We start from the raw sequence: 17440 nt of genomic DNA on the forward strand, positions 1-17440 counted from the left end.
CCCTGGTTACCGCGTGTTCTCCATGTCAGGCTCGACACGGCCTCGGACCCCGGGGAGTACCGGCGCCGCTCGCCATTGCGTAGCGCCGGTTGTTGCCTACCGGCGGGACAAAACCGTCGGCACTCACCAACCAATACTTTCGGGGCTCAACACCTTCAGGGTCGGCATCACCCGTTACCTTTGCACCTCGCCTGCTTTCGTGCCTACGCATCGACGCGTCCGTTACCGGCTACGCCGCAAGGCTCGATACTGGGCTCGCGGCTCACGATGACCCAGGCGGGACTCTCACCCGCTAGAACACGCGGCCTTGCCAGGCCGCACTGTCCCCGGAACTCGGTCCCCGGAACTCGGTTTGTCCCCGGAACTCGGTTTGCGCTGCCCGCAGCAGCGCGGTGGGCAACTGCGCCTGATCGCCTTCGTCACTGTCGCTGAACCAGTCGCGCGCATCCTGACGCACTTTGGCGCACCGGCTGAACCCCTGCGCATCGCCCCGGCCCGCGGACCGCCCGCCTGTGACGACCTGCTCGCACCGCGCCGGACTGGGACGCCATGGCGAAACTCGCACCGGAGTTCGAGTTAAATCGACGCATTTCTTGGCAAACTCTCCCACTGGCCAATACCACGACGAACGGCGGTGGATGTTCCCGATCGCACCGGGCGGGTACTCGCCGCGCCCGTTCAACCCCGCCAGCCTCGCACCTGCCCTCACTGGCGCCCCAGACCCCCTCAGACCGCCCGCCGCAGCCGCTCAGCGGCTCGCCCAGCGTCCTCGGCCTGGCTAAGGCCATAAAAATCTTTTAGCTAGGATAAAATGCGTTTTTAAAACAACATTACGCCAAACGCGCATCTTGACGCACCATGAAATGACGGCTACGATAGTCTACAGCCATCGGACGTGATAACCGGACGTACGGGCGGGTTTCAAACCCGCCCCTATACCAATGGTCTGTCCGGATGAGTACTTCAACAGAATAATTTATAAGACACAATTATATTAAGTTACTGTTTATAAAAGTTTTTTTCGTTATTTTCTGATTTTTTATAAATAATTGTATTGATGTACTTATCAGGTAGGAAGGCTATATCAAACTCAACACTGTCGGAGACGCACCATGGAACTAGCGAAGCACGCCGCAGACCGCCAGAAACAAAGGGGAATCTCGCCGCTCATCATCGACTGGCTGATCAAGTTCGGCGCGTCCGAGACCGCCGGGCGTGGCGCGGAGATCCTGTACTTCGACAAGAAGAGCCGCCGCGATCTGCGGAAGGCGTTCGGCAAGCAGGTCGTCGATCGACTATCCGAACTGCTCGATGCTTACGCGGTGATCGCCGATGACCGGATCGTGACCCTAGGACACCGCTACAAGCGCATCCATAACACCTGAGCAGGACACAACCCAGAAGGGAGCCTCCGATGAAAATAGCACTATTGAATCCTGAAAAGCTCACCGCGCTGCGCGAGCGCAAGAACTGGACGCAGCAAAATCTGGCCGAAGAAAGTGGCTGTAGCAAAGAGCAGATCAGCCGCTGGGAGCACGGCAAGTCACTCAACTTGCGCAAGACATCGCGTGACCGGCTCAGTGAGGCGCTTGGCGTCCGGTGGGAGGAGTTGACGAGTCCGCTCCGACAGCGAAAAGCGGAAGAAGTTGACGAGCCCGCTCCCCAGCAGGACGAGCCTTTTGCGACGCAACTCAACATCCGGGTCTCCGCTGAAACGAAGACGAATCTTGAGCTCGTGAGTCTGATCTATGGCGTGAGTCGTCAAGAGATCATCGAGCTTGCCCCTCTCCTGTTCCTCATCACAGCGCAGCGCAGTCTGATGGAGCGCCAGGCACGGGCAGACGAGATCGAGCAGCGGCTGCAAGAAACCGAGGAGACCACCCAAGCGCTGGCGCGGCACCTAAAGAGTGCGCTCCGGCGGAGACGCGGTACCTATTTGGAAGAAGCTTTGCAGATAGAACGCGATTCCATCGAAAAGCGCGAGGTCTTCGGGCATCTAAAATTCTGGGGTGAACCCGAAGACTATAACCAAATCCCGGACGACAACCTCAATCCCTACGCAAACTACCTGGCGCGGCTTGCGGACGGGTTGTCGACGGAATTGGTGCGGATAGACCCACGGTCTTATTTCACAGTGGACTACGGGATAGGAGGAAAATTTCTTCGAGAATTAGTGGGGATCAGGGGCGAAAGTAAGCGGGAGAACGAGATTGTCCGCATGCTCGCGAACGGGCGGATCGATCTGCGTGAAGCGCTCGCGCAAAAGCGGCAATTGGAAGAGCGAGCGTACGAGGACTGGCTGTCCGCCAAACTCGACAAGATTTTGGCGAAAGATAGCGAGGACATTCGCAAAGCTTTCGACGAGGCGGACGAGCTCGACGAGACCCCCATTCCTTCAATGAATCAGCCTGACGAAGAGAAGATCGCGGACTCGCTGCCACAACTAGAGATCTAGCTCGGCGCCAGGCATCAAACCCAGTGCCTGCATAGCTTGGATCGCGGTATTGAAAAAAGCTATGTATGGGTTAGCTGTTGAACTGGGGTTTCCGGGTCTAAGGGCTGGTGGTCAGGGGGAGAGGGGTATCGCTGAGGGGATTTTCGCGCGGTTTACCCAGATCTCGCGAAATCCTAGCGAATACGGCTACCCGGCCCCAAGCGCTGGGCGCCCTGACAGTTTTGGGAGCCCGGAAAACGTCAGGAGGAAATATTGAAACGATCTTCGCCACCGAGACGAGCGCTAGTCGTCTCGTTCGAGATTTCTCGCCAAGAGGACCCGACTCCGTCGCTCGCAGTGGGAAGCCTCCTCGCCTTTGCCCGGAAGCAACCTGGATTCGGACGCGAATTCGAGGTAGCGAACCATGCATTTCAAATCGGGAGTGCTCCGCTGGACGCGTACCTCATCGCCCAGCAACTCGCGGAGAGGTCAGTACTTAAGTCGCTTGATCTCATCGCGGTAGCCGCGTATGCCTGGTCCGAGCGAGTTGTGGCTCCACTGATGGATGAACTTCGTAATCGCGGGTTCGCCGGCGACTATCTGGTTGGCGGGTATCAGGTCACTCCAGATGTCGTGACCTCCGATTTGTACCCAGCAGCACGCTGGATCGTGGAAGGACCGGGTGAGCGCGCGCTCATCCGGGCGCTCCTCGAACGACCACCTGAGCGCCTGCTCACCGATGGTGTCTCCATGGAGGACCTTGTTTCCCCTTACCTCACCGGTGTCATCGATGTGCCGCACGGGACGACGATGGTGCGAATGGAAACCCAACGTGGCTGCCGCTGGCGCTGTAGCTTCTGCAGCTACGGGGGCACGCGCGCAGGCCAAATCCTTCCTGTCCCCCAAGAACGCGTCTATGGCGAAATTGAGCTCTTCGCAGCCCGCGGAGTCAAAAAGGTGAACATCCTCGATCCCGAGTTCAACGGAACGCGGCGCTGCCTGTCCGTACTCCGTAGAATGCGGGAGGTCGGGCTTCAGTCCAGGGTCACGGCCCAGGTCCGCCTGGAAAACCTCGTGCGTGCTCCCTGGGGGACGGAGTTCATGGACCTGGCCGCGGGCCTCGACTTCCACATGGAGTTCGGGCTGCAGACCGCCGTCGCCGCGGAGTCCGAGGCGGTGAATCGACGCAACGACTACGACGCCGTGGCTAGGGCGCTCGAAGCATTGCAGCGTCGAGATCAATCGTTCGAGGTGTCTATGATCTACGGTCTCCCGCTGCAGACCGTGGAGTCCTTTGCCGAGTCCTTAGAGTTCCTGCGGCGCCACGGCGTACCGACCGTTCGATGCTTCCCCCTCATGCTTCACCGCGGTACGCGACTCTCCCGCGAACGCGAGAGGTACGCCATTGTGGAGGAGGTCATCGACGAGTTCGGAATTGCCTTCGTCACCGGCAGTTCGACCTTCTCGCGGCGGGACTGGGAGGAAATGCGGAGGATGGCCCAGGAAGCGATGCGATCCTCAATAAGGCCACCCGTGCGTTCAGAACGCGTCGAGCCGCACTCGACTGCCATCGCGACCAGTTAGCCATCAGCGACTCTTGGATACAGTCTGCGCAGGGCGAATGCCCGAAGGGCGATTCGCCGCGACGCAGCGGTCATGGCGGCACCGCTAGCGGCGTTCCGCCCTACGGCCATCATGCTGACGGCGAACCGAACCGCGCGCGAAGCTCGCGAAGCAGCGGCAGCAGGGCGGGCACGTCGCCCTGGATGATGCTCCAAAGGGTGTCGTCATCGATTCCGAGATAGCCGTGGATCAGGCGATTTCGTGTGGCGATGATGAGCCGCCAGGGTATCTGCGGGTTGGCAGTCCGCACCGACTCGGGGATATGGGTCGCCGCCTCGCCGATCAGCTCCAGGTTGCGCAGGGCGGCATCGTAGATCAGACCATTGCTCAAGAATCCGTCCTGGTCGAGACTGGAGGTGTAGTGCAACACCCTCTCGGTAAAGCCGATCATGTCGTCCAGATAGAAGGCCCATTCACGGGGACCATGGCCAGGCTCAGACACGGACCGCTTCCCGCTCGATGTGTGGTCGTAGCTCGGCGCGCAGAGCCTTCTCCGTGACCAGATCGACGGGATGACCTAAGATGTCTTCAAGATAGAACTGGACTCCGAAGAATCGCTCCGAGGTGGCCGGTCCATCGAAGGCAACCAGGATATCAATATCGCTATCCTCCCGCGCGTCGCCCCGGAGCCTGGACCCGAACAAGGCGAGCGAGGTAACGCCGAAGCGCCGGGTTAACAGCCCTTTGTGCTCGGTGAGGAGCTGTAAAGTTCGGCTGGGTATCATTTCTCCGTCTCCTGGGCGAAACGACGGTCTTACGGCTCGATCCGCTCCGTGCGATGGCATTAACGAGGACGCAATCGATCAAATGTCAAAGGCGCCTTCAGTTTAGCACGCAAAACCGGCATCATTTCGCTTAATCCGCGCCCGAGACCAGGCCGGGGACGCTCACCAGGATGTGCTGCCGCGGCCCCTTCGGGAGCTTTGCCGACGACCCGACGTTCGACGATTGGCAGATGGCGTCCGCGGCGTTCACGACCCGCCGGCCGGCGTCCTGCATGAGGGTGCGCCCCAGAGACCCGATCCCTGATGGGAACGGTCGACGGCCAGGCGGGCGAGCACAACCACCTGCCGCAGGCGAAGTCGGTGCAATCGTGTCCTTCCGTCAGCGGCTCCGGTGGTGCACCGATCGTCATTTCGCCCAGGGCGGCGCGGTCCGCCTGGTCTTGCGCAGCCGTTCGTTGGGCCGAATTCCGGGGACAGTTTACTCAATTCGGTATCAGTAACCAGCGGGGAGATAGGTAAATCCCCGGAACCCCCAAGGCGGAGACGATTCAGCTCGACAAAGGCTTCTCCCTCGACCTAGTGATCGTCAGCGACGGCGCCGGGCAGTTCGGGATCCTGCTGCACGCGCTGTGCTGGGTTCATGCCGAGCGGCTGGTCCATAGCCTGATTCCGCTCAACGAACGCCAGCGCGAGGACCAGTAGCGGGTCCGCGCGGAGAGTCTGGGATCTGTACGCCGACCTGAAGGCCTACCAGCGCAAGCCAGCGCAGGCGCAGGCGCAGGCGCAGGCGCAGGTCTTGGCGACCCGTTTCGATGCCATCTTCACCCAGCGCGCCGCCGTTGAGACCCTGAACCGGATATCGTTCGTGAACGTGCCCTGGCCGCCGCCGTACCATGAGTGATTGAGAAGGTACACTGAATCAAAGTATGCGCCGTTGAGAGTTGCGGTATCCGCCATGGACGGACTCCAAAAGCTAGAGTTCCGTCGGTAAAAACTCCGGATTCATGATTTGATCGAACGTCCAGGGGCAAGACTCGGGAAACGCGTTGTACCACAATCCTGTTTCCTTAGTCGCGATCTCCAGCGCATCGGCCCATATAGCGGGCCACCATTCCGCGTCTTGCAAGTCGGACTTAAGGCTCGGGGTTTTCTGGATGCGTCTAGCAAGGCGTTTGCGCTGTTCGCCGATCGTGTTTCGCCAGCTATTCCCGCGCCGTTCCGGCTGAAGCCACCACTTGAGTAAATGGCCGAGGAGCACGGCCATTCGGCTTTCAAGTTCGCGTTGTTCGCTTTTGCCCACGTCTTCTATCTCATCGGCGATATGTTCGATGTCCAGCGCGTGGAAACACCCGGCCCGGAGCAGTTGAGCCTGTTCGTTGGCCCAAGCGATCACGTCGTTGTCGTAACTGTTCATAGCGCGCATTTGTTGAGAGTGTTCGTTAATCTGATCGACGGCGGGTTGAGTGACGCGTCTTTTTAGGTCACCAATCTGGCCAAGATGAACGCGGTGCAATTCTTACCGCTGGCACGGGCGGCGCGGTCGATCAGGTCTCGCTCCTCGGTCTTGATGCGCAAGTTGAGGGTCTGGCGCTTGCTGGGTGGTTCTAGGACGGCTGGCATGGGGTGGGCTCCGATTTGTCTTGATACTAGCAGTCGCGTCATGACGTTGCCACCGCGACCGCCGACAGTGAACCGCGTGCATCAGACCCACGACGCGTCGGCGTCACCGTTGCGGACGGCGGGATCTTCGACCGGAACTATGCGCCGGACCGGTAGGGCGTTCCGGTTCAATTTGACGGCCCGCCCGGTATACACTGACGCTAACTGACGCCAGCCCTTCCGGAGCGCCCCATGACCTCATCCATCCTCGTCGGCAAAGGCCAAGTGCCGGTCGCCATTTCTTTGCGCATGGCCAACCGCCACGGTCTGGTGGCCGGGGCGACCGGCACCGGCAAGACCGTGACCCTGCAACGCCTGGCCGAGCAGTTCAGCCGCGCCGGGGTGCCGGTCTTCATGGCCGACGTGAAGGGCGACCTGGCCGGGATCAGCCAGCCCGGCGGCGGCAACAAGAGGGTGGCCGAGCGGGTCGCGGAACTGGACCTGGAACAAACGGAAGGCTTCGACTATGCCGCCAACCCGGTGATGTTCTGGGACATCCAGGGCAAGCTCGGACACCCGGTGCGCACCACCATCAGCGAGTTGGGTCCCATGTTATTGGGCCGGCTGCTGGAGCTGAACGATGTCCAGGAGGGCGTGCTCAACATCGTCTTCCAGGTGGCGGACGAGAACGGCTGGCTGCTGCTGGATCTCAAGGACCTGCGCGCCCTGCTCTCCCATGTCGCCGAGCAGGCCGAAACACTCCAGACCCGTTACGGCAATGTCTCCAAGGCCAGCGTCGGGGCCATCCTGCGGCGTCTGCTGGCCCTGGAGCAGCAGGGGGCGCAGGTACTGTTCGGCGAGCCCGCGCTGACCCTGGCCGACCTGATGCAGACCGATGAGCACGGGCACGGCTATGTGAACATCCTGGCCGCCGAGACGCTCATCCATACCCCGGCGCTCTACTCGACCTTCTTGCTGTGGCTGCTCGCCGAGTTGTTCGAGACGCTGCCGGAGGTCGGCGACGCGGACAAGCCGAAGATGGTCTTTTTCTTCGACGAGGCGCACCTGCTCTTCAACGATGCGCCCAAGGTCCTGCTCAACAAGATCGAACAGGTGGTGCGGCTGATCCGCTCCAAGGGCGTGGGGGTCTATTTCGTCACCCAGAGCCCGCTCGATGTTCCAGACACCGTTTTGGGCCAGCTCGGCAACCGGGTCCAGCATGCTCTGCGCGCCTTCACCCCGCGCGATCAGAAGGCGGTGCGGGTGGCGGCGGAAACCTTCCGGCAGAATCCGGATTTGGACACCGCGACCGTGATCACCGCGCTCGGCGTCGGCGAAGCCCTGGTGTCTACCCTCGACGAACAAGGCATTCCGGGGATCGTGCAGCGGGTCACGGTCGCCCCGCCGGGGAGCCGGCTCGGCCCGGTGGACGCCAATGAACGCCGGGCGGTCATGGACCAGTCACTGGTCAAAGGGGTCTATGACGTGACCATCGACCGGGTCTCGGCCTATGAGATGCTGGAGCAGCGGGCCAACGGGGCGGCCACTGCCGCCGCGACCCCCGCGGCCTCCGGCTGGGGGGATCTGTTCGGCGGGAGCGGCGGCACCAGCAAGGCCAAGGGCAGCGGTTCGAGCAGCCGGCAGAGCCCGCTCGAAGCCTTTGCGAGCAGCGCCGCCCGCTCACTGGGAACCCAGATCGGCCGCCAGTTGATGCGCGGCGTCATGGGCTCACTCTTCGGGACCAAGACCGGCGGCAAGCGCTGAGCGGGCGGCGGTTATCGTGCGCCAGCGCAGCAATTCCAAAACTGGGGGCATTGCACCACCCCTGGTGGATGCGGCGCGCGCGACCGCCGTGCCGGTTCCCTGACACCGAGCGGCGCGCCTTATCCACCCTACGATTACGACTGATTACGACGGAGCCGGCGTTTGTAGGGTGGATAAGCGCAGCGCATCCACCATCAGCCTCGCCGCCGGCGGCGGCCACCAAAATTTGGAATTCCTGGCGCCAGCAGCGCACGCCGGCTTTCGCGGTAAACTAGGGCACCGTCGCAACTGGAGATCTCCACCATGGAAACCTACGCCTTTTCATGCGAACTGGATGTTCGCGACTACGAATGCGACATGCAAGGAATCGTCAACAATGGGGTCTACCAGAACTATCTGGAGCACGTCCGGCATCTCTATCTCAAGGAGGTCGGCATCGACTTCGCCGAGTACACCAGAAATGGGATCAACCTGGTCGTGGTGCGGGCGGAGCTCGACTACAAATCCTCGCTGACCAGCGGAGACCGCTTCCTGGTTGGGCTCAACCTGGTCCGTGAGTCGAAGCTGCGCTTCGCCTTCCTGCAGGACATCTTCCGCCTCCCGGACGAAAAGCCGGTGATGTCGGCACGGGTCATCGGCACCGCGCTCAACGCCCGCGGCCGGCCCCAAATTCCGCCTGAAATGGATGCGCTGCTGGCCTAGCGGCGCGTCGCGCGCGTGAGCGAATCAGCCCTTGCCTTCTGGGTCACCGGTGCCGGACAGGGCGAACTGCGCCCCGAACCGCTGAGCGACCCGCACTCGGGCGACTGCCTGGTCCGCGCGCTCTACAGCGGCATCAGCCGCGGCACCGAGTCGCTGGTCTGGCGCGGCGAGGTTCCGACGAGCGAGTACGCGACCATGCGCGCCCCTTTCCAGGCGGGCGACTTCCCCTGGCCGGTCAAGTACGGTTATTGCAGCGTCGGGTTGGTCGAGGCGGGGCCGGCGCCCCTGCCGGGCCGGGTCGTCTTCTGTCTCTATCCGCATCAGACCCGCTATCGGGTCCCGGCGACCGCGGTTCACCCGCTGCCCGCCGCGGTTCCGCCAGGGCGCGCCGTGCTCGCCGCCCTGCTGGAGACCGCGGTCAACGGACTCTGGGACGCCGCGCCCCGCATCGGAGATCGGATCGCGGTCATCGGCGGCGGTACCCTGGGCTGCCTGTGCGCCTGGCTTGCCGGGCGCCTGCCCGGCTGCGCGGTGACGCTAATCGACACCAACCCCGGCCGGGCGGAGATCGCTGCCGCGCTGGGCCTGGCGTTCGCGGCACCGGGGACGCAGGGTGCGGACGCGGACCTGGTGATCCACGCCAGCGGGTCGCCCGCCGGACTGATCGAGGCCCTGCGCATCGCGGGCTTCGAGTCCACGGTACTGGAACTGAGTTGGTACGGCACCCGCACCGTGACGCTGCCCCTGGGCCAGGGATTCCACCAGCGGCGGCTCAACCTGCGCTCGTCGCAGGTGGGGAGCATCGCGGCAGCTCAGCGGGCGCGCTGGGACCACCGCCGCCGCCTGGCACTCGCGCTGTCGCTGCTGGACGACCCGGTCCTCGATCGGCTGATCACCGGCGAAGATCCCTTCACCGACCTGCCCGCGGTCCAGGCACGCCTGGCCTTGGGGCCGGGCGACACCCTAATGCACCGCATCCGGTACCCCTGAGGAGATGAGTGATGTACAGCCTCTGCGTCCGCGACCATATGATGATCGCCCACAGCTTCCGCGGCGAGGTGTTCGGACCCGCACAGCGGCTTCATGGAGCCACCTATGTAGTGGATCTGGAGTTTCGCCGCCCCGCGCTGGACGCGGACAACTTGGTGGTCGACATTGGGCTCGCCGGACAGGCTTTACGCGGCGTGCTGGCCGAGTTCGACTACCGGAACCTCGACGACCACCCGGCCCTGCGCGCGCAGAACACCACCACCGAATTCCTGGCCCGTCAGGTGTTCGACGGCATGGCCGCCCGGATCGCCGCCGGTGAACTGGGCGAAGCGGCGCGCGGCATCACCGCCCTGCGCGTGGTGCTGCACGAATCGCACCTCGCCTGGGCCGCTTACGAAGCGGAACTCTAGCCGATCTTGATGACCCGCCGCCCGCCACTCTGGTTCCTGGTCCCCGGCGCCATGGATACGCCCACCGGCGGCTACCGGTATGACCGGCGGATCATCGCCGGTTTGCATGACTTGGGGTGGCTGGTGGAGGTTGGCCGCCTGGATGCGAGTTTCCCCGACCCGAGCACGAGCGCGCTGACCGCCGCGGCGCGCACCCTGGCCGCACTCCCCGACGCCTCAGCGGTGGTGGTCGACGGCCTCGCCTTCGGCGCCCTGCCCGCCGCGGCCGCGGCCCACGGCGGGCGTCTGCGGCTGATCGCCCTGATCCATCACCCCCTGGCCGCCGAGAGCGGGCTCGCGCCGGAGCGGGTCGCCGCCTTGCACCAATCGGAAACCCGCGCGCTCGCCGCCGCGCGCGGGGTGGTGGTCACCAGCGCCGCGACCGCTGACCTGCTGGGAGACTATCAGGTGCCGCGCTCGCGCATCCGGGTGGTGGAGCCGGGCACGGACCCGGCCCCGGCCGCGCGGGGCTCGGCGGGCGGACCCCTGCAACTGCTGTGTGTCGCCGCCCTCACCCAGCGCAAGGGGCACGACCTGTTGCTCCAGGCGCTCGCGCCCCTGCGCGGTCGCGACTGGCGGCTGACCTGTGTCGGCAGCCCCGCGCGCGATCCCGCCTACGCCGCCCGGTTGACCGCATTGTGTGACACTCTGGACCTGGCCGGGCGCGTCGCCTTTGTCGGCGTCCTGGACGAGGCGGCACTGGCCCGCTGCTATGATGGCGCGGACCTGTTCGTCCTGGCCACCCGCTTCGAGGGCTATGGCATGGCCTGCGCCGAGGCGCTGGCGCACGGCCTGCCGATCCTCGCCACCCGCGCCGGCGCCGTGCCCGCGACTGTCCCGTCCACGGCCGGACTGCTGGTCGCGCCGGACGACCCGGCCGCGCTGACGGCCGCACTCGCCCGCCTGCTGGAGGAACCAAAGCTCCGTCACCGCCTGGCCGCCGGCTCCCGCGCGGCTGGCCTGGGCTTGCCGACCTGGCAGACGGCGGCGGCCGCCTTCGCCCGCTCCATCGAGGAACTCTGTGATGTCTGACTTCAGCCCGACCTGGCTCGCCCTGCGTGAGTCGGCGGATGTCCAAGCGCGTTGTGTCCACTTGGCGGAGCAGCTCGCCGGGTGGCTTGCAGCCCGCCCGACGCCCGCACCGGACGCTTCCCTGAACATCCTGGACCTGGGCTGCGGCACCGGTTCGAACCTGCGCTGGCTGGCACCGCGCCTGCACGGCCGTCAGGCCTGGACCTGTCTGGACCGGGACCCCGCGTTGCTCGCCGCGCTGCCGCACCGGACCGCCGCCTGGGCGCGCGAACGCGGCCTGGAGGCGACTGCGGAAGCGGCCGGGCTGCGCATCAACGGGGATGGTTTCCGCTGGGACATCGCACCACGCGCGTACGACCTCGCCCAGAGCACCGCCGGCCTGAACCTCAAGGCCGGGACCCTGGTGACTGCTGCGGCCCTGCTCGACCTGGTCTCCGAATCCTGGCTGCTCGGCCTGCTGCGGGCCGCCGCGGCGGCCGGTTCGCCGCTGCTGCTGGCCCTGACCTACGACGGCCGGGTGGGGCTGGAGCCCCGTCACCGAGTCGACGGCCCGGTCATCGGCTTGGTGAACGCGCACCAGCGCCGTGACAAGAGCCTGGGATCCGCGCTGGGACCCAGCGCGTCGGCCCGGCTCGCGTACCTGGCACGCACCCTGGGATTCACGGTGGAAATGACTGACAGCGACTGGCTGCTGACCAGGGAGCAGACCGCGCTCCAGGAAGCCCTGGTGGCTGGCTGGGCCGCCGCCGCGACCGAACAGTCCGCGGCTGAGCTTAGCCCGGACCAGGCGGCCGAGCGTACCGCGGTCATCGCCGATTGGCGCGACACCCGTCTGGGGTGGATCGGCACCGGCGACTCGCAGATCACGGTCGGGCACCAGGACGCCCTGCTCCTGCCGCCTTAAGGCGATGTCCCAAGAACTTCGTACCACGCGGGCTCAACCTCCGGTGACCGGGCCGACGCGACCGGAGGTCGACGCTTTAGCGGGCGGCGCCGCCGCGTTCGGCTGAAACCTCGACCTCCAGTCTGTTGTTTGGGTGCAGCATGATCCGCAGGGGGCTGTCGGGGCGACTAAAGTCGCCCCTACACGTCGGTCGATCATTTCACGGCAATCACCTAATCACAGGATGCGCGTCACCGGCGTGAGCGGAGCCGCGGTGCTCCCGCGCCTCAGGTCCAGGTCATACAGCAGGTCCGCGCCCATGCGGAAGAGCCGGGCGGCCGGCCGCCGCGCATCGGCGAGACGCTCGGGGGCGGGGATGCGCAGTCCGGGCCGGCCGGTCCCGATGAGCAGGGGGGCGACGGCAATCTGCAGCCGGTCCAGCAGCCCGGCCGTCAGGAAGGCCGAGACCGTGGCCCCGCCACCTTCGACAAAGATTCGCCGCAAGCCCAGTTCAGCCAGCGTCTCCGCCAGGGCAATCAGATCCAGACGGCCATCATGGATCGGGAGACCGATGACCCGTGCCTGGCCCTGACGGTCGCGGCCCGCGGTGACGTACGCGCGGTCGCAGCACAGCAAGGTCGCGGCAGCCCCGTCGTTAAAAACCCGCAGGTGAGATCCGAGCCGGCGCTGCCGGTCTAAAATGATCCGGACCGGGTTCGCGCCGGGCACCAGCCGGGTGGTAAGTCGCGGATCGTCGCGGGCGGCGGTCTCGGTCCCAACCAAGACGCCGTCGCTGAGCGCGCGCATCCGATGCAGATGGCGAATGTTGTCCGGGCCGGTCACGAAGCAGGAGTCGCCGTTGGCGGTCGCGATGTAGCCATCCAGGCTCTGTCCCAGGTGCGCTGTCATGCGACAGCCGTCCACAACCGGGACGCACAAGGGCAGGTAGAGGTCGAGCAGATCGCGTTCGACCGGGTCCGCGGCCGGAGGCTCCGCGACCCAGCCCTGATCCGGACGCCAGGTCCACCGGCGACCCGCGGTGTCTGCGAAACGCATCGCGAGCGGCGTGCCAGCCGCCGCGCCGCCGGGCCGCGACCCGTGCCCTTGCGGCGGGTCCGTCGCGGTGCGGCGCGCGTACCCCGCAAGCGCACGGATCACCTGCCAGGCGCGCGCCTCCGCCGGGGATGGAACCAGGTGCTCAAGTGTGTCGCCTCGTACCATCAAGGTTTGATCCATCACCGATTGAACCGGGACGGAACCCGTGTTGCCGGATTACTGCCGCGAAAGATTTAATCATTGGGGCGAACCCGCGGGATCTCGACCGGACCCCGCGGGCTACGCGGCGTGGGAATAACGACGCGAGCGCAGTGCTCGCGACTTGGCTATTCGTGATTCTCCCCAAATTTACTCGGATCGCCGGCAAGATGCCGGCGCCACGCGACCACCTGCCCCACCGAGGCCCTGTATGCCTGCCGCACCACCGCCGATCACACCGATCGACTACCGCCCGCGCCGCTGGGCCTTCGCCCTGCTCGTGATCGTCACGGTGGTCGGGATGGCCGCCCTGATGGTCGCGGCCCTGGCGGGCAACGGCTTCGACCCCTGGGACTGGGCCTTGACCCTGTGCTTCATGCTCACCCTGCCCTGGACCGTCATCGGGTTCTGGAACGCGGTCATCGGGCTGATCCTGATGCGGGGTCGGTACGCACTCCGATCCGGACTGAATGGCGGTGATCAGGATCTGCCCATCACCCTGAACACCGCACTCCTGAGCTGTATCCGCAACGAGTCGGTGACGACGGTCGCCCGCAACCTGGACCGGATGATTGCTGGCCTCGCGGCATCCGGCCACAGCGCACGCTTTCAGGTCTGGATCCTTAGCGATTCGGATCGGCCCGACTGTCTCGCGGCGGAGGCGGCGGGCGTCGAACGGTTGCAACGCGACTGGGCCGACCGCCTGGCGATCGGCTACCGCCGCCGGGACCGAAACCCGGGTTATAAGGCGGGCAACATCCAGTCCTTTCTGGCGGATCAGGGCCGGGACCTGGACCTCGCCCTGGTCCTGGACGCCGACAGCCTGATGGAAGCACGCGCCATCCTGCGCCTGGTGCGGATCATGCAGGCAAACCCGCGCCTGGGCATCCTGCAGAGTCTCGTCGTCGGCCTGCCCACCGCGAGCGCCTTCGCCCGCGCCTTCCAGTTCGGGATGCGGCTGGGCATGCGCTCCTACACCCTAGGCAGCGCCTGGTGGCAAGGCGATTGCGGACCCTATTGGGGCCATAACGCACTGCTGCGAGTCACACCCTTTCGGGAGCACTGCGGACTGCCGCGGCTGCCGGGCCGCCCACCGCTGGGGGGCTGGGTGTTGAGTCACGACCAGGTGGAGGCGGTGCTGATGCGCCGCGCCGGGTACGCGGTGCAGGTGCTGCCGACGGAGGGCGGCAGTTGGGAAGAGAACCCACCGACCCTGCTGCAATTCATCCGCCGCGACCTGCGCTGGTGCCAAGGCAATATGCAGTATCTCAGGCTGCTCAACCTGCCGGGGCTACGTCCGGTCAGCCGGGTGCAACTGGTGCTGGCCATCCTGATGTTCCTGGCGTCACCCGCCTGGGTCGCCCTGATGGCCATCCTCGCCGTGCGTCCGGGCCTGGCCGCGAACCCCGGGGCACTGGTGGACCCGGCGCTGGGGCTCATGCTCTTCACCCTGCTCATGCTCATGGTCTTCGCGCCCAAGCTCACCGCGCTGACCGACCTGCTGCTGACCGCCGACGCACGCCGCGCCTTCGGCGGGGTCGGGCGGGTGCTCGCAAGCACAGTGGCCGAAATCCTGTTCTTCACCTTGCTGGCCCCGGTGATGGCCATCGCCCACACCCTGTTCATCGGCGGCCTCCTGGCCGGCCGCACCCTGGGCTGGGACCCGCAGCAGCGCGGCGGTCATCAAGTCGGCTGGGCCGAGGCGCTGGGCCGACTCTGGCCCCAAACGCTGGTGGGACTGGCCGCCTTGGTCTGGCTGGGAACCACGGCGGGCGCCGCGGCCTTCTGGTTGTCCCCCTTTTTCCTGGGAGCCTTGCTCGCGGTGCCGCTCGCGGTAGTCAGTGCCTCCCCGCGGCTCGGCCTCGCCCTGACCCGGCTGGGACTCTGGCGGATTCCGGAAGAGACCGCGCCCGGCCCGCTGCTGCGCTCACTGGACCTGCCGGCGCTGGCGGCGATCCGCAACGGCCCCGATCCCCGAATCGCCGCGCCTGCCGCTGAAGCGGTCGAGTAGATTGCCTTAAATGATGCCTTCGCGCTGCAACTGCTGGGTCAAGACCTCGAGGTGGACGTCGAGTTCATCCAGATCGCTTGCCAGCAGGGCCTGCTGTTGCTCCCGAAAGACCTCTTCGACCGTGATCAGTGCGCGGAGAAAGTGCGCGTCGATTTCAGGCACACTGATGTGCTGGTGCGTCTTCGCATAGCCCGCAACGACGCGCTGAACTCCGTCGAGGTAGACGTTGAGAAACTTGCGGGCGCGGCGCAGGTCGCGCGGATCGTCCTCCAGTCGGTTCAAGATGGCGCGCGCGAGCCCGATGATGCGCCGCAGCCGGGCGCCGAGTTCGGGCTGACGGATATCGCGGCCCGCCTGCTCAATCGCGGTGATGGTCTGCTGCGCCTGCGCCAGGGCGGCGCGTGTCGGTTTGCTCAGCGCGGGGCCATTGGATCCTCGGGGGTGCCAGTCGAAGCCGTAGGTGAGGTAGCAGCCGAGCAGGGCGACGAGCGCAAAGGCGGCGGCAATGACCGGATGGTGACCGACCCCGAGCCAGGCGGTCACACCCGTGGCAAGGCCGATGAGCACGCTGCCTAGCAGCTTGAAGGGCCGACGCACGCCGGCCGCGCCCCCAGGAAACAGGAGTCCGCGCCGCACCAGTAATGCGCCGCCCAGAAACAGGCCATAGCCAAGCGTGTCGCCGAGCAAGGGCCAGAGCTGTCCGCGAGCGAGTGCCACGACGGCCGCCGCCGCAACCGGGAGCGGCACCAGAAACAGCAGCAGCCCCGCGAGGGGTGAGGGCGACACGGCGTCCGGTCCGGCGTCGCGGCGCATCACGTGCCGCCACAGCAACAGCAAGCCGGCGGCGGCAACCAGGAAGACAGCAATCAGCAACAGCAGGCGCGGCATGGCGTTACTCCGTCAACCGGGCGCGGCGACGGCGCGCTGCACGCTGCCGGCCGCGGCGGGGATGGAGCAGGAGACCAGCAGCGCCTGCCCGGAGGCGACACCGGCGGCGGCGAGAATCAGCAGGATGCCGATCAGCGTGCGCAGACGCTCAGGCATGGGTAAGGCACTCAGGGGTGATGGTTGAATTCATATAGCCTTCGGACGTGATAACCGGACGTAGGGGCGGGTTTCAAACCCGCCCCTACACGAAGGTCTGTCTGGATATCAGGTGCGAACGCTATCGCTCCTAATTCCTGTGATATCTGCGATGGAAATCAGCCGCGCTGACGCTCCTCCCGCAACCCGCGCACCTCCCCGACGCTCAAACCAGTCTTCTCCGCCAGCAACTGGTCATCGGCAATCAAGTCGAGCAGACTTTGCGCAATACGCCTGCGTTCCTGCAGTTGACCTTCCTCCCGACCTTCCTCCCGACCCTCTTCCCGACCTAGTTTCCGCCCCTGATGCATCCCCCAACCATAGGAGGATTCCACCATGCTGGCCTGCTGGTGCAAATCGTCCTGATAACGCGCGTAGGCCCGCCGCTCAGCCTCCGGAAGTTTGAGAATATCCAATTGCTCCTTGGCCTCTTGCAGTCCCCGCGCGGAGAAGCCTTCAGGCACTTCCTCGTGCTTGAGGAAATAGATCCACTGGTCCAGTGAGTCACGGGCCACGTCATCGAACTGATTGACTTTAATCAGATAATATTCCGGAAACAGCGCGTGCGGCTCCTGGCGCCGGTAGATGTCCTGTTGCGCCTCGCTCAGACGCAATTCATCCTGCCGATGTAGACCGATAAACCGGGTGGCACCGTGATAAATGGGCCTTGATCATCGTTCCGGCCAGCAACGGTCTGTCCGCAACTGGAGGTCGAGGCTTTAGCCGGTGGCGGTTCCCGAGATCTTAAAGAAAGTCAGTGGCGCCTGTACGCCAGACCGGCTAACGGCCATGGAAGGAGCATCACGCCACCCCGGAAGATGAAAGTCCCCCGTGGGAGCGGCGTCCCGCCGCGATGCGGTACCACGGTGCCCGCGAACGCTGCGGTAACAC

General features: G+C 65.2%; 20 protein-coding genes. 11 read left to right on the forward strand and 9 right to left on the reverse strand.

Annotated features, from left to right (window positions below; all coding sequences use genetic code 11):
- Window positions 1–292 precede the first annotated feature (292 nt).
- A complete protein-coding gene (locus tag QZY03_RS22250; RefSeq protein WP_295584681.1) occupies window positions 293–457 on the reverse strand; it encodes a hypothetical protein in 165 nt (54 codons plus the stop codon).
- Between the two features lie 655 nt (window positions 458–1112).
- On the opposite strand from QZY03_RS22250, the gene QZY03_RS22255 reads away from it, so the two are divergent.
- The 3 genes from QZY03_RS22255 (at window position 1113) to QZY03_RS22265 (ending at window position 4018) form a co-directional block, all read left to right on the forward strand.
- Window positions 1113–1385 carry a hypothetical protein gene (locus tag QZY03_RS22255; protein ID WP_295584682.1) on the forward strand — a complete coding sequence of 91 codons (273 nt, stop codon included), beginning with the start codon at window positions 1113–1115 and terminating at the stop codon, window positions 1383–1385.
- 29 nt (window positions 1386–1414) lie between these two features.
- On the forward strand, window positions 1415–2455 hold the full coding sequence (locus QZY03_RS22260; RefSeq protein WP_295584683.1) for a helix-turn-helix transcriptional regulator: 1041 nt from the start codon (window positions 1415–1417) through the stop codon (window positions 2453–2455).
- 252 nt (window positions 2456–2707) lie between these two features.
- A complete protein-coding gene (locus QZY03_RS22265) occupies window positions 2708–4018 on the forward strand; it encodes a radical SAM protein (protein ID WP_295584685.1) in 1311 nt (436 codons plus the stop codon).
- A gap of 109 nt (window positions 4019–4127) precedes the next feature.
- Here the strand turns inward: QZY03_RS22265 and QZY03_RS22270 are convergent, their stop codons facing one another.
- Complete coding sequence (locus tag QZY03_RS22270; RefSeq protein ID WP_295584704.1) at window positions 4128–4448, reverse strand: DUF86 domain-containing protein; 321 nt, start codon at window positions 4446–4448, stop codon at window positions 4128–4130.
- Window positions 4449–4491: 43 nt separating this feature from the next.
- Window positions 4492–4782 (reverse strand): nucleotidyltransferase family protein, encoded by a 291-nt coding sequence (locus QZY03_RS22275; RefSeq protein ID WP_295584686.1) that lies wholly within the window; start codon window positions 4780–4782, stop codon window positions 4492–4494.
- A gap of 579 nt (window positions 4783–5361) precedes the next feature.
- Between QZY03_RS22275 and QZY03_RS22280 the strand changes: the two genes are divergently transcribed.
- Window positions 5362–5484 carry a hypothetical protein gene (locus tag QZY03_RS22280; protein WP_295584687.1) on the forward strand — a complete coding sequence of 41 codons (123 nt, stop codon included), beginning with the start codon at window positions 5362–5364 and terminating at the stop codon, window positions 5482–5484.
- A gap of 271 nt (window positions 5485–5755) precedes the next feature.
- On the opposite strand, the gene QZY03_RS22285 is transcribed toward QZY03_RS22280, so the two are convergent.
- Both QZY03_RS22285 and QZY03_RS22290 read right to left on the reverse strand, forming a co-directional pair.
- Entirely contained in the window at window positions 5756–6196 is a 441-nt protein-coding gene (locus tag QZY03_RS22285) for a DUF29 domain-containing protein (protein ID WP_295584688.1), read from the reverse strand.
- 62 nt (window positions 6197–6258) lie between these two features.
- Complete coding sequence (locus QZY03_RS22290; RefSeq protein WP_295584689.1) at window positions 6259–6402, reverse strand: DUF1778 domain-containing protein; 144 nt, start codon at window positions 6400–6402, stop codon at window positions 6259–6261.
- A 231-nt stretch (window positions 6403–6633) separates the two neighbouring features.
- Between QZY03_RS22290 and QZY03_RS22295 the strand changes: the two genes are divergently transcribed.
- The 6 genes from QZY03_RS22295 (at window position 6634) to QZY03_RS22320 (ending at window position 12222) form a co-directional block, all read left to right on the forward strand.
- Window positions 6634–8145 (forward strand): helicase HerA-like domain-containing protein, encoded by a 1512-nt coding sequence (locus tag QZY03_RS22295; protein ID WP_295584691.1) that lies wholly within the window; start codon window positions 6634–6636, stop codon window positions 8143–8145.
- A gap of 303 nt (window positions 8146–8448) precedes the next feature.
- Window positions 8449–8847, forward strand: coding sequence for a thioesterase family protein (locus QZY03_RS22300; RefSeq protein WP_295584692.1), 399 nt, complete (start codon window positions 8449–8451; stop codon window positions 8845–8847).
- Window positions 8848–8862: 15 nt separating this feature from the next.
- Window positions 8863–9837, forward strand: a complete 975-nt coding sequence (locus QZY03_RS22305; RefSeq protein WP_295584693.1) for a zinc-binding alcohol dehydrogenase — start codon at window positions 8863–8865, stop codon at window positions 9835–9837.
- An 11-nt stretch (window positions 9838–9848) separates the two neighbouring features.
- The gene (locus tag QZY03_RS22310; RefSeq protein ID WP_295584694.1) at window positions 9849–10247 is read left to right on the forward strand and encodes a 6-carboxytetrahydropterin synthase; all 399 of its coding nucleotides are present in this window, start codon (window positions 9849–9851) and stop codon (window positions 10245–10247) included.
- Window positions 10248–10256: 9 nt separating this feature from the next.
- On the forward strand, window positions 10257–11318 hold the full coding sequence (locus QZY03_RS22315) for a glycosyltransferase family 4 protein (protein ID WP_295584695.1): 1062 nt from the start codon (window positions 10257–10259) through the stop codon (window positions 11316–11318).
- On the forward strand, window positions 11311–12222 hold the full coding sequence (locus QZY03_RS22320) for a class I SAM-dependent methyltransferase (protein ID WP_295584697.1): 912 nt from the start codon (window positions 11311–11313) through the stop codon (window positions 12220–12222). Before QZY03_RS22315 ends, QZY03_RS22320 begins: the two co-directional genes overlap by 8 nt.
- A 216-nt stretch (window positions 12223–12438) precedes the next feature.
- Here the strand turns inward: QZY03_RS22320 and QZY03_RS22325 are convergent, their stop codons facing one another.
- Window positions 12439–13437 carry a RibD family protein gene (locus QZY03_RS22325; RefSeq protein WP_295584698.1) on the reverse strand — a complete coding sequence of 333 codons (999 nt, stop codon included), beginning with the start codon at window positions 13435–13437 and terminating at the stop codon, window positions 12439–12441.
- Between the two features lie 229 nt (window positions 13438–13666).
- On the opposite strand from QZY03_RS22325, the gene mdoH reads away from it, so the two are divergent.
- A complete protein-coding gene (gene mdoH, locus QZY03_RS22330; protein WP_295584700.1) occupies window positions 13667–15466 on the forward strand; it encodes a glucans biosynthesis glucosyltransferase MdoH in 1800 nt (599 codons plus the stop codon).
- Window positions 15467–15472: 6 nt separating this feature from the next.
- On the opposite strand, the gene QZY03_RS22335 is transcribed toward mdoH, so the two are convergent.
- The 3 genes from QZY03_RS22335 to QZY03_RS22345 form a co-directional block, all read right to left on the reverse strand.
- The gene (locus QZY03_RS22335) at window positions 15473–16354 is read right to left on the reverse strand and encodes a 5-bromo-4-chloroindolyl phosphate hydrolysis family protein (protein ID WP_295584701.1); all 882 of its coding nucleotides are present in this window, start codon (window positions 16352–16354) and stop codon (window positions 15473–15475) included.
- 12 nt (window positions 16355–16366) lie between these two features.
- Window positions 16367–16510, reverse strand: coding sequence for a hypothetical protein (locus tag QZY03_RS22340; protein ID WP_295584702.1), 144 nt, complete (start codon window positions 16508–16510; stop codon window positions 16367–16369).
- Between the two features lie 158 nt (window positions 16511–16668).
- Window positions 16669–17163: a hypothetical protein gene (locus QZY03_RS22345; protein ID WP_295584703.1), complete on the reverse strand. Its 495-nt coding sequence runs from the start codon at window positions 17161–17163 to the stop codon at window positions 16669–16671.
- Between the last annotated feature and the right edge of the window lie 277 nt (window positions 17164–17440).

Source organism: uncultured Lamprocystis sp. (assembly GCF_903933125.1).
In the GTDB taxonomy this organism is placed as follows: Bacteria; Pseudomonadota; Gammaproteobacteria; order Chromatiales; family Chromatiaceae; genus Thiodictyon.

Excerpts from the sequence above, each read along its gene's own strand:
- QZY03_RS22285 (WP_295584688.1), bottom strand. The coding sequence starts at position 6,196 with ATGAACAGTTACGACAACGACGTGATCGCTTGGGCCAACGAACAGGCT.
- QZY03_RS22320 (WP_295584697.1), top strand. The coding sequence starts at position 11,311 with ATGTCTGACTTCAGCCCGACCTGGCTCGCCCTGCGTGAGTCGGCGGAT.
- QZY03_RS22295 (WP_295584691.1), top strand. The coding sequence starts at position 6,634 with ATGACCTCATCCATCCTCGTCGGCAAAGGCCAAGTGCCGGTCGCCATT.
- QZY03_RS22340 (WP_295584702.1), bottom strand. The coding sequence starts at position 16,510 with ATGCCTGAGCGTCTGCGCACGCTGATCGGCATCCTGCTGATTCTCGCC.
- QZY03_RS22315 (WP_295584695.1), top strand. The coding sequence starts at position 10,257 with ATGACCCGCCGCCCGCCACTCTGGTTCCTGGTCCCCGGCGCCATGGAT.
- QZY03_RS22255 (WP_295584682.1), top strand. The coding sequence starts at position 1,113 with ATGGAACTAGCGAAGCACGCCGCAGACCGCCAGAAACAAAGGGGAATC.
- QZY03_RS22270 (WP_295584704.1), bottom strand. The coding sequence starts at position 4,448 with ATGATCGGCTTTACCGAGAGGGTGTTGCACTACACCTCCAGTCTCGAC.
- QZY03_RS22275 (WP_295584686.1), bottom strand. The coding sequence starts at position 4,782 with ATGATACCCAGCCGAACTTTACAGCTCCTCACCGAGCACAAAGGGCTG.
- QZY03_RS22310 (WP_295584694.1), top strand. The coding sequence starts at position 9,849 with ATGTACAGCCTCTGCGTCCGCGACCATATGATGATCGCCCACAGCTTC.
- QZY03_RS22260 (WP_295584683.1), top strand. The coding sequence starts at position 1,415 with ATGAAAATAGCACTATTGAATCCTGAAAAGCTCACCGCGCTGCGCGAG.
- QZY03_RS22290 (WP_295584689.1), bottom strand. The coding sequence starts at position 6,402 with ATGCCAGCCGTCCTAGAACCACCCAGCAAGCGCCAGACCCTCAACTTG.
- QZY03_RS22325 (WP_295584698.1), bottom strand. The coding sequence starts at position 13,437 with ATGGATCAAACCTTGATGGTACGAGGCGACACACTTGAGCACCTGGTT.
- QZY03_RS22300 (WP_295584692.1), top strand. The coding sequence starts at position 8,449 with ATGGAAACCTACGCCTTTTCATGCGAACTGGATGTTCGCGACTACGAA.
- QZY03_RS22335 (WP_295584701.1), bottom strand. The coding sequence starts at position 16,354 with ATGCCGCGCCTGCTGTTGCTGATTGCTGTCTTCCTGGTTGCCGCCGCC.
- mdoH (WP_295584700.1), top strand. The coding sequence starts at position 13,667 with ATGCCTGCCGCACCACCGCCGATCACACCGATCGACTACCGCCCGCGC.